Consider the following 14433-nt stretch of genomic DNA (forward strand, 5'->3'; position numbering starts at 1 on the left):
CCGCCGGAGCGGTTGCGTGGGCCGTTCCGCGCCCGGCGCCGTGCGGTCAGTCCTGCGGGTCCACCGCGGCCGCCATCAGGGGCCCCGCCGCCTCCTCGGCCGTCTCCGGCGGTACGACCAGCAGGTCCCAGCGCCCCTGGCCGGGAGCGAGCAGGACGATGGTGTCCGGGGCGGACGCCGCGAGGGCCCGGTGCAGCCGCACCGTCTGGTCGGCGACGAGCATCCGGCCGGGTACGCGGGACCACGTCGCCCCGCTGACGGTGACGCTCGTGATGTCGCCCCAGGCCCGTGGCAGTCCGGCGAGCAGTGCGGGGAGTTCGGCCGGCAGGTCGTAGGAGCGTGGCCACCAGGCGCCGTCGATGGGCCGTGGCATACCGATGCGGGGTGCGAGACGCAGCCGGAGGGAGGAGGGGTGGGAGGGGGGCGGTGGCGAGGTGGTCACGACTGGGCTCCTGCCGTCTGTCGGGGGGAGGGGGACGCGTCACGGGCGACGGGCCGCGACGCGCTCGGCACTGCGGGCGCTGGTGGGGTGGGCGTGGTGCAGGGTGTGCCGGCTTCCGCCGAACGACGACAGCGCCAGGGGCCACAGGTCGGTGGCCCGGTCGTGCCGGCGGGTGCGCAACGGGCGCTCACCGATCAGGTGGCACTGGGAGTTGACGCTCCGGGTGACGTGGTGGAGCGATGCCCTGCGCACGATGCCTGCGCACAGCAGGGCGGTCTCGCCGTACAGCCGGCTGCCGCCGATCGCCCGGCCCGGTGCGAACGGAAGGGCCGGGGTGAGCAGGCACAGGGCCGGGAAGGCCCGGCGGGAAGGGGGAGACGCCGTCGTGGCCCGGGGCCGGACGGCGTGACCCGCCGTGAGCGTCTGCGGCAGGGACGACATGCGGGGCTCCTCGGCCTGGATGCGGATGGCGCGGCCGGGGTCACGGGCTGAACCAGTGCGGACGGTCGACGTGCTGTGGAGGGAGCGCGAGCGAAGGGACGCGCCGGAGACGAGGCGACGGTCCGGGGCCGGAGGGTACCGGCGCAGAAGGTGCTGGTGTCCCCCACCGTACTCCAGGCCCTGTCACCACCCGGCACAGCCGCTTCCGGCCCCCCGGCGGCCCGGCGCGGCTCCGTGCCCCGGCGATCATCGCGCCGGGTCGGCGGGAACGGTGCCAGACTGGAACGCGTGACGGAGAGGGACCGGCAGCTCGGCCGGCGACTGGAGCGGGCCATCGTGGACCTGCTCGAGCGACGTGCGGCCACGGCCTCCATCTGCCCGTCCGACGCCGCGCGCGAGGTCTACGAGAGCGACGACGACGGCTGGCGGACGCTGATGGAGCCGGCCCGCCGGGCGGCCTGGCGGCTGGTGGCGGCCGGCGAGGTCCAGGTCACCCAGGCCGGCCGGCCCGTCACGCAGGCCGAGGCTCGCGGCCCGGTCCGGATCCGCCGCGCCTGATGCCGTCCGGACCCGCGCCTGACGGCTGACGCGTCCGGCGGTCGTCTCACCGCCTCGCCGGCCGGGGGCCCGCGTCGGCGGCGGCCGGCAGTGCGCAGGTGCGCGTCCGGGTCATCGGAACGGTCGACGCGAGCGCCGCGGCGTGGCCTTCAGGGGCCGGCAGGTCGTACAGGTGGACGGGGGTGTCCGGCCACTCGGGCACCGAGCCGGCGGACAGCAGTGGACCGCGCACGTCCAGTTCGCGGGGGTTGACGCGCAGTCCGAGACCGGTCAGCTTCATCGCCGCTTCCTTGCGCGTCCAGACGGCCAGCAGCCAGCGGGCCCGGTCCCCGGCGGACAGCGTCCCGAAGTGTTCCCTCTCCGCCGTCGTCAGTGCCGCCCTGGCCAGACCGTCGACGTCCCGGAGCGAGCCGGGGCCCTCGATGTCGACGCCGACCGCCCCGTGTCCGGTCACGGCGACGAGCAGGTGCTCCTCGGTGTGCGAGACGGAGTAGTCGACCGGGGGCGGGGTGCCGTGAGCGAAGCGGGGCCGGCCGTGCGGGGCGGCCGTCGGGGCTGCGCACCGGTGGCAGTGGCGGGTGATCACCACGTCACCGGGCGGCAGCCCGAGGTAGTGCGCGCCGACGAGGCGCTGGACCGCGCGCGAGGTCGTGAAGACGTGGCGGGCGCGGACCCGGGTGAAACGGTCGGCGGTGGCGCGTTCCTCGCGGCTCAGGATCGGCAGCCAGTCGGGACGCTCCCGCACGGGGACGTGCCACAGGTGGCACTCGCCGGGAGCGGGTGTGCCGGGCCCGGCTTCCCGGTGACCCGTCGCCGGTACCTGATGCATGTGGGGTTCTCCATCGCAGTGTCGGTTCCCGGTCCCCCGGTCCGGTGTGCCCGACGGATCACGCGCCGCTGCCACCGGGGCGTCGCGGTTCCGGGTACCGCCCGCTTCATGGGCACACTAGCGGAACCCGGGCCGGTTCCGGCGGGGCCGGCGCGATGCCCCGGGCGGGGCACCGGCCGGCGGCCCTCCCGGTGCGCGGTCCTCGTCGCGGGAGGGAGGAACACGTCGGCTCACAGGCCGAAATGCCATACTTCTGTGGACCGCTGACGAGTCGGCAGGCGGGGCACTCGGGCGCGCCGGTGCGGTGACGGCGTCCCGCTCCCCCGGCCGCGGCACAGGGGCGGCCGGCGAGGACCGCGACGGGTCCGCGAGGGCCACCGAGTACCGTGTGGACGAGGTCGCGGCAGGCCAGGGGGAGGACGGGGGCGCATGGTGGGGAACGGGGTCCGGGCACAGCAGCGCGAACAGACTCGGCGTTCCCTCGTGCGCGAGAGCCGTCGGCTCTTCTCGGCCCAGGGATACGCCTCCGTCCACCTGTCGGAGGTCGTCCGGGCGGCGGGTGTCACCAAGGGGGCGCTCTACCACTATTTCGAGAGCAAGGCCGCGCTCTTCCGGGCGGTGCTGGAAGAGGTCCAGCACGAGGTGGCCGCCCACGTCGCGGCGACGGCGGACGCCGAGGAGGACTCCTGGAGCCAGCTCACCTCGGGCTGCCACGCGTTCCTCAGGGCCACCACGGAACCCTCGGTGCAGCGCATCATGCTGGTGGACGGACCGGCCGTGCTCGGCTGGCGCAGCTGGCGGGCGATGACCGAGGCGACCTCCGGCCGCCATCTGGCCAGCGCCCTCAGCGCGCTGGTCCTGGAGGGCACCGTCCCGGCACAGCCGGTGGCACCGCTGACGCATCTGCTCTCCGGCGCGATGAACGAGGCGGCACTGTGGCTGGCCACCTCCGAGGACGCCGCCGACCTGGAGGCCACACGGCAGGCGCTGACGCGGATACTGGAGGCGCTGCGGGCCGAGTGACGGTCCGTCGGCGAGGGCTGCCCGCCGGGTGGGTTCCGCCCGGGTCAGGCCGTCACCACGTCGAGCCGGACCCCGTTGGGGTCGACGACGGCGGTGCGCCGCCGCTCCCCCGACCGGACGGCCGCCCGGACGCCGACCCTCTCCCACACCGGCGCCCGGTCCGTCACGCGGAGGGTGAGCCGGACCGCGCGCACGGGGGTGCGGAGGGACTCCGGCAGGGCGGGGTGCGTGTGGTCGAGCAGGGCGAGCACGGGGTGGCGCTCTTCGGACCCGGCCAGGGCGGTGTACCAGGGGGTCGCATGGGCGGCGGTGAAGCCGAAGAGTTCGCCGTAGAAGCTGCGGGACTCGTCCATGCGCGAGGTGCAGATCACCGGACAGAAACTGGTCAGCATGGAGAGGCTCCGCTCGCGTACCGACGGTATGTCAGTCGACGCTAAAGCCATACCGCAGGTATGTCAACGCGCCCCTGAGAGGACAACGAGCCGGCGACGGCGAGGTCACCCGTCAGCGTGACGCCGGGGCGCGGGCTTCGTTGACACGGGCGACCATGTGCCCCACCCAGAACGGTGCCGTCATGACCTCCTCTGCTCTGACCAGCTTCTATCCGGTGCTCTGCAGCGAACGCATCGATGAGTCCGTGGCCTTCTACCGCGCGCACTTCGGGTTCGAGACGACCTACACGAGTGACTGGTACGTCAGCCTGCGCCGGCCCGAACCACCGCACTACGAGCTGGCGCTGGTCTCGGCGAGCCATCCCACCGTGCCCGAGGGCCACCGCCGCCCCGCCGGCGGCGTCCTCCTCAACTTCGAGGTGGCGGACGTCGACGCCGAGTACACCCGGCTGGTGCGGGAGGCCGGGCTCCGGGTCGCACTCGACCTGCGCAGCGAGGACTTCGGGCAGCGCCACTTCATCCTGGCCGCCCCGGACGGGGTCCTGGTGGACGTGATCACCCCCATCGCTCCCACCGGCGAGTACGTCGACGCCTACCAGGACGGCTCCGGCACCGGGGCATGACGGATGCGGCCCGCGTCGTGACGACGCGGGCCGCATCAGGGGCCGTCCCTCACCTGAGGGACGTGCGAAGCGCCCTCCCCTTATCCCTCCACACCGACGGCGGGCACGGCGTCGTCGGTGACGGCGCCGGAGTCGTCGGCGTCCGCGCCCGTGGGCGGCAGCTTCACGACGACCGCCACGAGGACCGCGGAGGCGACCGCCACGACGGCGCCGATGCCTCCGATGAGGTTCAGGCCGTCGGTGAAGGCGTCCCGTGCGGACGCGAGCAGACCCGACGCCATGTCCGCGGGCAGGCCCTGCGACACGTCGACCGCTGCGGCCAGCGAGTCCCCGGCGTGTTCCGGAGCCCCGGCCGGGATCTCCACACCGGCGTGGTAGACGGCGGCGCCGAGACTGCCGAGCAGCGCCACACCCAGCGCCATGCCGAGTTCGGTGCTGGTCTCCGAGAGGGCCGCCGCCGAACCGGCCTGCTCCGGCGGGGCCGAGCCGACCACGATGTCCGTGCCCAGCGCGATCAGCGGGCCGCCGCCGGCGTACACGAAGGCGAAGCCGGTCACCACCTGGGCGATGCCCGAGGAGCTGTCGGCCAGGCCCAGCGTCACGTGGCCGATCGCCGACACGACCAGACCGGCCGCAACCACGTACGAGGGACGGAAGCGGCTCGCGGCCATCGGGGACAGGACCGCGGTGACGATCAGCGCGAACGCCGCCGGCAGCAGGTACAGACCCGCCTTCATGGGGGTCAGTCCGCCGACGAGCTGCAGGTACTGCGTCACCGTCAGGTAGGTGCCGCCCGCCACCAGCATGCTGAGCAGCAGGGTCACCAGCGCGGTGCGGAACGTGGCCGTACGGAAGAGCGCGAGGTCCATCAACGGGCTCTGCAGGGTGCTCTGCCGGCGGACGAAGAGCACTGCGACGACCAGGCCCACGACGAGCGCGGTGACCGGGACCGCCCCGAACCCGTCGTTGGCGATCTCCTTCAAGCCGTAGATCACCGGCAGTATCGCGGCCAGCGACAGCGCCGCACTCGTCAGGTCGAGACTGCCGGCCTCCTCGTCACGGTACTCCGGCAGCAGCAGCGGACCGGCCACCAGCAGCAGCGCCATGATCGGCACGCCGAGCAGGAAGACCGAGCCCCACCAGAAGTACTCCAGCATGGCGCCGCCGACCACCGGCCCGAGCGCGATGCCCACGGAGAACATCGTGACCCAGACGGCGATCGCCACACCGCGCTGCTTGGGGTCACGGAACATGTTGATGATCAGGGCGAGCGTCGAGGGCATCAGGGTGGCTCCGGCGAGGCCCATCGCCGCGCGTGCCGCGATCAGCGTGACCGGGCCGTCGGCGTAGACCGCGGCCAGCGAGGCCACGCCGAACGCCGCGGCACCGATCAACAGCAGTTTCCGGCGGCCGATGCGGTCGCCCAGGGTGCCCATGGTCACCAGGAAGCCCGCGATGAGGAAGCCGTAGATGTCGATGATCCACAGCATCTGGGAGGCCGAGGGGTCCAGCGCCGCGCTGATGTGCGGCACGGCGAGGTGCAGGACGCTCACGTCGATCGAGAGCAGCAGGGTCGGCAGCGCCAGTACGGCCAGACCCAGCCACTCGCGTGGCCCCGCCTGTGTGGGGGTGTCGTCTTCGGTGCTCACGGGGTTCCTTTCGGGATCGTGCTCATCGGTGCCCGACGGGGACGTCGGGCGAGGGGGTCGAGGAGGCCGCGGGCAGCGGCACGGCGGAGGCGGGCAGCACGAGTGCCGCCACGGCCGCCGCGTTGGCGGGGGTGTAGAGGTAGAAGTGGCCGCCGGTGAAGGTGCGGTGGCCGAACGCGCCGGAGGTCTCCAGCGACCACAGGTGCATCCGGTCGCCGATCACCACCGGGTCGTCCACCGCTCCGAGGGCGAGGATCGGGACTCCCGTGCCGGAACGGGGCCGCCGGTAGGTCTCCATCGCCTCCAGGTCGGCACGGATCGCCCGCAGCGACGGACCGACCAGGTCGGCGCGGCCCATCAGGCCCGGGGACATCCCGCCGATGTCCGTCAGGTGCTGCAGCAGCTCCGCGTCGGTCCTGCGGTGGGCGAAGGGCGGCTCGCTGGGGAAGCACGGCGGCTGCCGCGCCGACACCGCCAGCAGCGCCGGAGGCAGCCCCTTCGCCTCCATGGCGCGGGTCAGCTCGTACCCGAGCACGCTGCCGAAACTGTGGCCGACGACCGCGTACGGCAGCGGCTCCAGCTCGGCCAGCTCCCGGGCGAGGGCGTCGACCATCGGCTCCACCCGGTGCAGCAGCGGTTCGTTGATGCGCGCGCCCCGGCCCGGCAGCTGCGCGACGACGCACTCGACGTCCTCGGGAAGCACCTGCCACCAGGAGCGGAAGGCGGACGGCCACCCGCCGGCGTGCGGGAGCGCCACGAGCCGGAACCGCGGGCGGGCCCAGGGCGCGGACCCCGAGCCGCCGCCCGCCGCCCGGCGGGCCCCGCTGCCCGCCCTCATCCACCAGCCGCTCATGAGGGCCCCGCGTCCCCGGACACGGCGTGTCCGGCCGGCACGGGCCGCTCGGCGGCCGGCCGGCCGGCCAGCAGCGGGTGGTGCTCCTCCAGGTGCCGGATCACCCGCTCCTGGTGGCGCTGGAGGCGCTGCCCCGGCAGGTGCTCCAGGGAGTGCAGGAACGGGTCCTCCGGAGCCGGCAGCCCGGCGATCCCGGTGGCCGTCCCGAGCACCAGCATCGGCTGGTACCACGCCGAGTAACCGCCCTCGTGGGCGAACACGACCCGGCCGCCGGTCAGTTCCCCGGCGAGGCGGCACATCGCCGAGGCCATGGCGTGGAAGGTCCGGCTGGTGCACATCATCCGGCCCATCGGGTCGTGGCCGCCCGCGTCGACGCCCGCCGCCACCAGGATCAGGTCGGGGGCGAACGCGCGGGCGGCCGGCTCCACGATCCGCTCCATCACCGCCAGGTAGGCACCGTGGCCGGAGCCGGCGGGCAGCGGCACGTTGAGCGTGCTGCCCGTCCCCGCGCCGGCACCGGTCTCCATGACGAGACCCGACGCCGCCGGGAACAGCCCGTCCTGATGAACGGAGATGTACAGGACGTCGGGGTCCTCGTAGAAGGTGCGCTGGATGCCGTTGCCGTGGTGGACGTCCCAGTCGAGGACGAGGACCCGCCGCGCCCCGTGGCGCCGGGCCGCACGGGCGGCCACCGCCAGGTTGTTGTAGAGGCACAGCGCCATGGCCCTGTCGGGTTCGGCATGGTGGCCGGGCGGGCGCACCAGGCAGTAGGCGCGGTCGAACCGGCCGTCCAGGACGCCCAGCGCCGCCTGGACGCAAGCCCCGGCGGCGAGCCGGGCGGCCCGGGCGCTGTGGTAGTTGACGTGGGCGTAGACACCGGCGTCGCCCGCGCCGGCCGCCGAGGCGGCCTCGACGCGTTCGATGTGGCCGGGCAGGTGGACGAGCAGCAGTTCCTCGTCGGTGGCGGGCGCCGGGGTGAGGGCGCTGTAGCGGTCCATCACCCCGGTCGCCTTGACCAGCCCCTCGGCCCGCCGCAGATCGGGGTCGACCGCGAACTGCCGCAGCGGTTCGACGCCCGGTCCGACCGGCACGTACCCCGACCCCGCGCCGGGGTCGTGCCAGAAGCAGATCTCGTGGCTGAACCACGCGAGACGCGAGCCGCTCACCAGCCGGACACACCCAGCGAGGCGCGGCTGACGCCGGACACCTTCTCGATGTACTGCAGGTAGTACTCGCGCTCCTCGTCGGGCGTGCGCTTGGTGCTCAGCGTGGTCTCCAGCAGGCGCAGGATCTCCTCGGCCTCGGCGGGGGTCAGTCCCCTTTCGCCGATCTCCTTCTCCAGCGCGCGGATGCGCGCCGCCGGCTCGGCCACGCCGGACGCGAACGCCTCCGGGTCACTGCCGTGGTCGCGGGTGGAGGCGATGGTCTTGAGAACCGCTCCGAAGAACGCCGTGGTGTCGGTCATGGTCGTATCCCCCTTGTTCGCGGTACATCGGTCGGTGCATCGGTCGATGCGTGTGCAGGGTGATCCCCGGTCCCCGGGACCGGGGCCGGGCGGCCCGGGCGGTCAGCGGATGAGGCCGCAGGCGCGGCCCGCCTTCTCGAGCGTGACGACCGCCGCGTCCAGATCGGCGTCGGTGTGGCTGAGGTTGACGATCGTCCGCAGCCGGGGAAGGGTCCGCGGCACGGCCGGGTAGACGATCGGCTGGACGAACAGCCCGTCGAGCTGGCACAGCCGCGCCATGGCCACGGCCTGGTCGGCGGTGGCGCACACGAGCGGGACGACGGGCGTCTCGCTGGCCAGCGTGTCGAACCCGAGGGCGTGCAACTGGTCGCGGTACCGGGTGGTCCTGGCCTTCAGCTCGCGGGGGAGGTTCGGTGCGGCGGCCATCACCTCGACGGCCGCCTTGGCCGCCGCCACCTGGGCGGGCGTCGCCGCCGCCGAGAACATCCAGCCCCGCGCGTTGTTCTTCAGCGCGAAGATCAGGTCACGGGAGCCCGCGACGTAGCCGCCCGCGCTCGGCACGGTCTTGGAGAGCGTGCCCATCTTGACGTGGACCCGGTCCGGGTCGATGCCGAAGTGCTCGGTGATGCCCCGGCCGGTGTCGCCCAGCACGCCCAGGCTGTGCGCCTCGTCGACCATCAGCGGGGCGTCGTGGCGCTCGCACAGCTCCAGGATGCCGGGCAGGTCGGCCACGTCACCGTCCATGCTGAACACGGCGTCGGTGACGACCAGACGGCCGCCGTCGCCCGCCTTGCGCAGGGCTCGTTCGAGGTCGGCGAGGTCGTTGTGGGCGTAGGTGACGACCTTCGCGCCGGACAGCCGGTACCCGTCCAGGATGCTGGCGTGGTTGTAGACGTCGCCGATGACGGTGTCGCCGGGGCCGACCAGGGCACCCACGGTGGCCACGTTCGCCATGTAGCCGCTGGAGAAGACGATGGCGTCCTCCGCGCCGAGGAAGCGGGCGAGGGCCAGCTCCAGCTCGCGGTGCAGGTGCAGGGTGCCGGCCAGCAGCCGCACGCCGTGCGCGCCGGTCCCGTGCTGCTCGACGGCGCGCAGTGCCTGGTCGTCGATGTAGGGGTGCCCGATGAGGCCGAGGTAGCTGTACGAGGCGAAGTTGAGGTACCAGCGGCCGTCGAACTTGATGCGTGAGCCGGAGGCCTCCTCGATCACCGGCTCGTAGAAGTACTCGCCCTGCGCGACGATCCTGCGGTCATCGGCCGACAGCGCGTCGATGCGGCGGTCGAGGAAGGTGCCGTGCGGGGCGTCGGCCAGCCGGCCGGGCAGGGTCCGCCGGGGTGGGCGCGTCCCGGCGGCCGGTTCCGGGCCGAGGGCGGACGGTCCGGCGGAGGCGGTGGCGGGGCTCGCGGGGACGGGTGCCACCGCGGCGGGCGCCGGTGCCGGGGCCACCCGCGCCACGGGGATCGGCGGCGCGGGTTCCGCGGCGCGGAAGCGGTCCCAGTCGGGGACGAAGCCGTCGCCACCGCCCCGGACGGCGGCCGGCTCCGGTACGGGCGGCTGCGCCGGGGCCCGCACGGCCGGCGCCGGAGCCGGTGCGGTCGACGTCATGGGTGTCTCGTAGGGCGCTGCGCGCAGCGTGGGGACGGCGGAGGGCTCCGCGGCCGCCGCGGTCACGGTGCCGCGCGGGAGGGTCTCCAGGTGGGTGAGGAGGGCGCCGACCCGGGTGTGCTCGAAGAACACCATGGGATCCACGTCGAGCCCGTCGGTGCTCAGCGCGGCAGCCAGTTCGACGGCCATCATGGAGTCGAGGCCCAGTTCCAGCAGGTCGTCGTCGGCGGAGACCGACTCGACGTGCAGGATCCTGCTGAGGGCGAGGGTGAGCGAGGGCCGAAGGCCGGCGTCGGGCGTGACAGCAGTCATGGGTGCGTCCTTCGCTTTCGCGGCGGAGAGTACGTAGTGCGCGGGCGGGCGGCCCAGGGCCGTGCGGAGCAGTGCGATGCCGTCGTCCTCGCCCAGTGCGGCGATGCCGTGCGCGGCGGCCTTGGGGGCGACGGCCTCGCCCATGCCGACCGTCCAGAGGCCCCAGCCGAGGCTGTACCAGGGCAGGCCCTCGGCTCGACGGCGGGCGGCGTAGCCGTCCAGGTAGCCGTTGGCCGCGGCGTAGGCGCTCTGGCCGAGGTTGGCCCGGACGGCCGCGATCGAGGAGAACAGGGCGACGAAACCGGGGTGCTCGCCGTCCGCGACGAGGTCGGCGAGGACGTGTACGCCGCCGACCTTGGGGCCGAGGACGGCGTCCACGCGGTCCGGTGTCAGACTGCGGGCGAGCCCGTCGCGGAGCACACCCGCCGCGTGGAAGATCCCGTCGAAGGGCCCGGACACCGCCTCGCCGAGGGAACGGACGTCCGCGGCGACGACGTCGAGGTCGCAGCGCCCGGCCAGCCGGTCGAGGCGCTCGCGGGCCTCGCCCCGGTCCGGGACGGTGCGCCCGACCAGGGTGAGCCCGGCGCAGCCCTCGTCCGCGAGGAACTCCGCCACGCGCAGGCCGATGCCGCCCATGCCCCCGGTGATGAGGAAGCGTCCGCCCCGGTACCGCACGTCGCGGGCGGGTGCCGGGGGCGCCGGCAGCAGGGAGGGCTCGTACCAATCGCCGTCGCGGAGTGCGAGCTCCGAACCGTCCCGGCGCAGTGCCTCCCACAGGGGCGGCCGTTCCTCGCCCTCCGGTACGGTCGCGCCCCGGCCGGAACCGAGGTCGACGAGACGGATCCTGCTGCGGGGGTGCTCGACGCGCAGGGTGCGGCCGAGGCCCCACAACGCCGTCATGAAGGGGTCCACGGTCTCCCCCTCCGTCACCGCGTGCGCGGTGCCCGTGACGATCAGCAGGTCGGGCATCGGCGGGCGGGCGGCGAGCCGACGGACCAGTGCGAAGACGCCCTGGAGGGCCTCGGTCGCCGCAGCCGCGTCGTCGGCGGGCCCGTCGGGCGCCACGTAGACGACCTCCCGCACGGTGGTGCCGTCCGGCAGGTCGCCGAGGCCCTCGCCGACGACCTGGTCCGGCGTCAGGTGCAGGACCCGCCGGCCCTCGGGCGCTCGGGGCGCGTGCGCCGCCACCACCAGGACGGCGCCCTCGGCCTCGGCCGCCGTGCCGGGTCCGGCGGGACGCGCGGGTAACGGGTCCGCCCTCAGCCAGACCAGGGTCTCGGTCGTCGGGACCACCGCCGGTGCCGGCTCGTCACAGGCCCGGCCGCCCACGGCGGGCACCGCGGGAACGCGACCGGACCGGGCCGCCGGGGCGGACGCCGGTGAGGCGGCCGGGGCGGGCGCGGGAGCCGGGAACCGGGTGGCGGCCGGGGCGGGTGCCGGTGCCGACGCCGTGGCCGGCGCGGACCCGGTGACCGGGACACGTGCGGAGGCCGGAGCGGGTGGCGCGGGCGGGCTCGCGGGGCCGGCGGCCTTGAGAGTGATGCGGTCCAGTTCCAGCAGCACCTCTCCCTGCTGGTTGCACACCACGGCCCGGCCGCGTACGCCCCGGCCGGGCGCGCCACCGCCGCCGCCGGGCTCGTCCCGCTCGATCACGGCGATCACCGTGCCGGAGACACGGCGGCGGGCCACCAGCCGGCCGACGTACCACGGCAGGCAGGCCCCGGCCGAGCCGTCGTCGAGCATCCCGAGCGCCTGGAAGACGCTGTCGAGCAGCGGCGGCGGGACGAACGGGGGCGGCGCAGCGCCGCCGGGGCCGTCCTCGGCGCGGAGCATCAGCAGCATGCGGCCGGGACCCCGGTGCGCCGACCGGATCACCCGGTAGGCGGGCCCGTACGCGATGCCGCTCGCGTCCCGCCAGGCGGCGATGTCCGCCAGCGGCACCTGCTGGGTGCAGCCCGCCCCGAGCCCGGCCACGTCGACGTAGCGGGGCGGCGGGAGCGGGGCGCCGGACACCCGGGCGGTGCTGTGCTCGACCGGCTCGGCGCCGGGGACGGACGGCACCGAGCGGACCGCGTACCGCCCGTCCCCGGTGCCCCGCACCTCGATGCCGGTTTCGGTGCCGGGGACCGTCAGCGGCGTACTGAAGGCGAGCTGCTCCAGCGTCCACACCCGGTCGGGCCGGTCGGCGTCGCAGGCGGAGAGCAGGGCGTCGATCTGCGCGGCGGCGGGCACGACCGGGACGCCGCCGATCCGGTGGTCGGCGACCAGCGGATCGGCGGCCCTCAGGGTGATCCGGCGGGCGCTCACGTGCGCAACCCGAAACGCCCGCTGGCCCGCACGAGGCCGTTCACCTGGATGTCGACGGCGTGCTCGCCGGGGTAGTACTTGCGCGTCTGGACTTCCCTGATCGGGTGGGACTTCTCCAGGGTCCGCCTCTCACCGGGGCCCAGTTCCAGGGTGGTCAGCTTGAAGACCTTGGGGATGCTGCGCCCGTTCTTGCGGACGTGGTGCACCACGTAGTCGATGGCGATGCTGTGCCGGCGGTCGTCGGTGTTCTCGATGTCGAAGTCGATGACGAGGGTGTCGCCGACGGTCACGGCGTCCGGGGCGATCCGCAGCCGGGGCACCAGGACGTGCTCGCCTCCGGTCGCCCCGAGGAGGGCCAGGGCCTGCTGGTCGCCCTTCTTCACGAGGGTGCGCAGCCCGTGCTTGACGATCCACCGGGTCTCGGGGGTGGGACTCTCCTCCAGCCAGCGCAGCGCGGTGGCGAGTGCGACCTCGGGATGGTCCTTGGAGATGTCGTTCAGGTTGTTGGCGACGGACTTGCGCACGTACTCGGAGGGGTCGCTGCGCAGCGGTTCGAGGATCTCCAGGACCGGGTGGGGATCCTTGACGAACACGGTGAGCGTGCGGGCCCAGGGAAGCCGGGAACGGACGCCCTCGGTGGCCAGCCGCCGCACGTTGTGGCTCGGGCTGAGGGCCCATCGGGCCACCCGGTCCATGGTCAGCTCGTAGTGCTGTTCGAGGTACGGCCGGATCGCGTACTCGCCCGTGTGCCGCTTGGTGATCTCCTCGATGGCGTCGAGGGACAGCTCGGGGTGGCCGAGGCCGTACTCCTCCACGAAGCGGGCCACCGGCATCAGGAACCAGCTGCTGTTGAACATGCCCTCGCCCTCGGCGAGTTCGTCCTCGAGGATGGCGAGGAGGATCGGCACGGCCTTCGTGTACTCCTCGGGCAGGCGCGCCCGCAGCCCTTCCGCGAGGACCAGGACGCGGTCCTTCAGCTCCAGTCCGGGGATGCGCTTGTCGACCTCGGCCGCATAGTCCTCCACATCGAAGTCGGGGTGGACGGCTCGGATCTTGCCGCCGATGAGCCGGGCGGCCTCGCCGTTGAAGTGACGCTTCAGTCCGTACTCGCTAGCCATGGTGCTGGTGCCTCTCGTTCGGGTGGTGCGGGTGTTGCCCGTCTTGCAGGTCCTGACGGTGGTTCGGGACGGCGCTGCCGGGGGTGTGCGGGGGTGGGGACACCCAGTACCGCTTTCGGTTGAAGGGGTAGGTGGGCAGGGTCATGGTCCGGTGTCCCTTGCCGGCATGGACTCCGGCCCAGTCGATCGCACCCGGGACGACATCGGCGTAGGCGGCCAGGGCCTGATGCATCTCACGCTGATCGACCCGCTCACGCCGCAACGTCGTCAACCACAACGGCTGCTGCTCCCCCCGCCACGAAGCACGCGCCGACGACGTCAACTGCGGCTGCGCACCGATCTCCCACACCACACCCGCACCCACCCCGCCCAGCAACCCCACCGCATCACCGAAACGCACCGGCTCACGCACCCCACGCCCCCAATGACCCGGATCCACCGCCGACTGCGCCGTATGCCACCCACCCGTCACCGACGACGCGAACGCCACCCGCGGAGCCGACAACACCGCACCCGCCACCGCCTCGGCGAACGGCTGCACCGCACCCTCCATCAACGCCGAGTGAAACGCGTGACTGACCACCAACGGCCGCGCCCGCAACCCCGACCCCGCCACGAACCGCTCCACCGCCTGCGCCGGCCCCGACACCGTCACCGACCTCGGCGCGTTGAACGCCGCCACCTCCACACCCGCGAACCGCGGCACCACACCCAGCACCACATCCACATCCGCATGCACCACCGCCATCGCACCCCGACCCGGCTGCGACTGCATCAACCCACCACGCACCACCGCCAAACGCAGCAGATCCCCCA

14 protein-coding genes are annotated in these 14433 nt (G+C 73.9%); 3 read left to right on the forward strand and 11 right to left on the reverse strand.

What is annotated here, in order from left to right:
* Window positions 1–46 precede the first annotated feature (46 nt).
* Window positions 47–442 (reverse strand): DUF5994 family protein, encoded by a 396-nt coding sequence (locus Q5694_RS22135; RefSeq protein ID WP_333934943.1) that lies wholly within the window; start codon window positions 440–442, stop codon window positions 47–49.
* Between the two features lie 39 nt (window positions 443–481).
* Window positions 482–883 (reverse strand): hypothetical protein, encoded by a 402-nt coding sequence (locus Q5694_RS22140; RefSeq protein WP_443040917.1) that lies wholly within the window; start codon window positions 881–883, stop codon window positions 482–484.
* A 288-nt stretch (window positions 884–1171) separates the two neighbouring features.
* On the opposite strand from Q5694_RS22140, the gene Q5694_RS22145 reads away from it, so the two are divergent.
* Complete coding sequence (locus Q5694_RS22145) at window positions 1172–1441, forward strand: DUF3253 domain-containing protein (RefSeq protein ID WP_333934944.1); 270 nt, start codon at window positions 1172–1174, stop codon at window positions 1439–1441.
* Window positions 1442–1487: 46 nt separating this feature from the next.
* Here the strand turns inward: Q5694_RS22145 and Q5694_RS22150 are convergent, their stop codons facing one another.
* The gene (locus Q5694_RS22150; RefSeq protein WP_333934945.1) at window positions 1488–2270 is read right to left on the reverse strand and encodes a 4'-phosphopantetheinyl transferase family protein; all 783 of its coding nucleotides are present in this window, start codon (window positions 2268–2270) and stop codon (window positions 1488–1490) included.
* Window positions 2271–2699: 429 nt separating this feature from the next.
* Between Q5694_RS22150 and Q5694_RS22155 the strand changes: the two genes are divergently transcribed.
* Window positions 2700–3293: a TetR/AcrR family transcriptional regulator gene (locus tag Q5694_RS22155; RefSeq protein WP_333934946.1), complete on the forward strand. Its 594-nt coding sequence runs from the start codon at window positions 2700–2702 to the stop codon at window positions 3291–3293.
* Window positions 3294–3337: 44 nt separating this feature from the next.
* On the opposite strand, the gene Q5694_RS22160 is transcribed toward Q5694_RS22155, so the two are convergent.
* Window positions 3338–3685: a VOC family protein gene (locus Q5694_RS22160; protein WP_333934947.1), complete on the reverse strand. Its 348-nt coding sequence runs from the start codon at window positions 3683–3685 to the stop codon at window positions 3338–3340.
* 182 nt (window positions 3686–3867) lie between these two features.
* Between Q5694_RS22160 and Q5694_RS22165 the strand changes: the two genes are divergently transcribed.
* Entirely contained in the window at window positions 3868–4308 is a 441-nt protein-coding gene (locus Q5694_RS22165) for a VOC family protein (protein WP_333934948.1), read from the forward strand.
* Between the two features lie 80 nt (window positions 4309–4388).
* Here Q5694_RS22165 and Q5694_RS22170 read toward each other — a convergent pair whose 3' ends face one another.
* The 7 genes from Q5694_RS22170 to Q5694_RS22200 form a co-directional block, all read right to left on the reverse strand.
* Window positions 4389–5957 carry an MFS transporter gene (locus Q5694_RS22170; RefSeq protein WP_333934949.1) on the reverse strand — a complete coding sequence of 523 codons (1569 nt, stop codon included), beginning with the start codon at window positions 5955–5957 and terminating at the stop codon, window positions 4389–4391.
* 22 nt (window positions 5958–5979) lie between these two features.
* A complete protein-coding gene (locus Q5694_RS22175) occupies window positions 5980–6810 on the reverse strand; it encodes a thioesterase II family protein (RefSeq protein ID WP_333934950.1) in 831 nt (276 codons plus the stop codon).
* Window positions 6807–7976 (reverse strand): class II histone deacetylase, encoded by a 1170-nt coding sequence (locus tag Q5694_RS22180; protein ID WP_333934951.1) that lies wholly within the window; start codon window positions 7974–7976, stop codon window positions 6807–6809. The genes Q5694_RS22175 and Q5694_RS22180 overlap by 4 nt, the downstream gene beginning before the upstream one ends.
* On the reverse strand, window positions 7973–8275 hold the full coding sequence (locus tag Q5694_RS22185; RefSeq protein WP_333934952.1) for a hypothetical protein: 303 nt from the start codon (window positions 8273–8275) through the stop codon (window positions 7973–7975). Before Q5694_RS22185 ends, Q5694_RS22180 begins: the two co-directional genes overlap by 4 nt.
* Window positions 8276–8377: 102 nt before the next feature.
* The gene (locus tag Q5694_RS22190) at window positions 8378–12499 is read right to left on the reverse strand and encodes an aminotransferase class I/II-fold pyridoxal phosphate-dependent enzyme (protein ID WP_333934953.1); all 4122 of its coding nucleotides are present in this window, start codon (window positions 12497–12499) and stop codon (window positions 8378–8380) included.
* Window positions 12496–13617: a DNA alkylation repair protein gene (locus Q5694_RS22195; RefSeq protein WP_333934954.1), complete on the reverse strand. Its 1122-nt coding sequence runs from the start codon at window positions 13615–13617 to the stop codon at window positions 12496–12498. Before Q5694_RS22195 ends, Q5694_RS22190 begins: the two co-directional genes overlap by 4 nt.
* Window positions 13610–14433, reverse strand: an 824-nt coding sequence (locus Q5694_RS22200; protein WP_333934955.1) for an acyltransferase domain-containing protein, incomplete at its 5' end; no start/stop codon positions are given. The genes Q5694_RS22195 and Q5694_RS22200, both read right to left, overlap by 8 nt.

It is taken from the genome of Streptomyces sp. AHA2 (assembly GCF_036857595.1).
Taxonomy (GTDB): Bacteria; Actinomycetota; Actinomycetes; order Streptomycetales; family Streptomycetaceae; genus Streptomyces.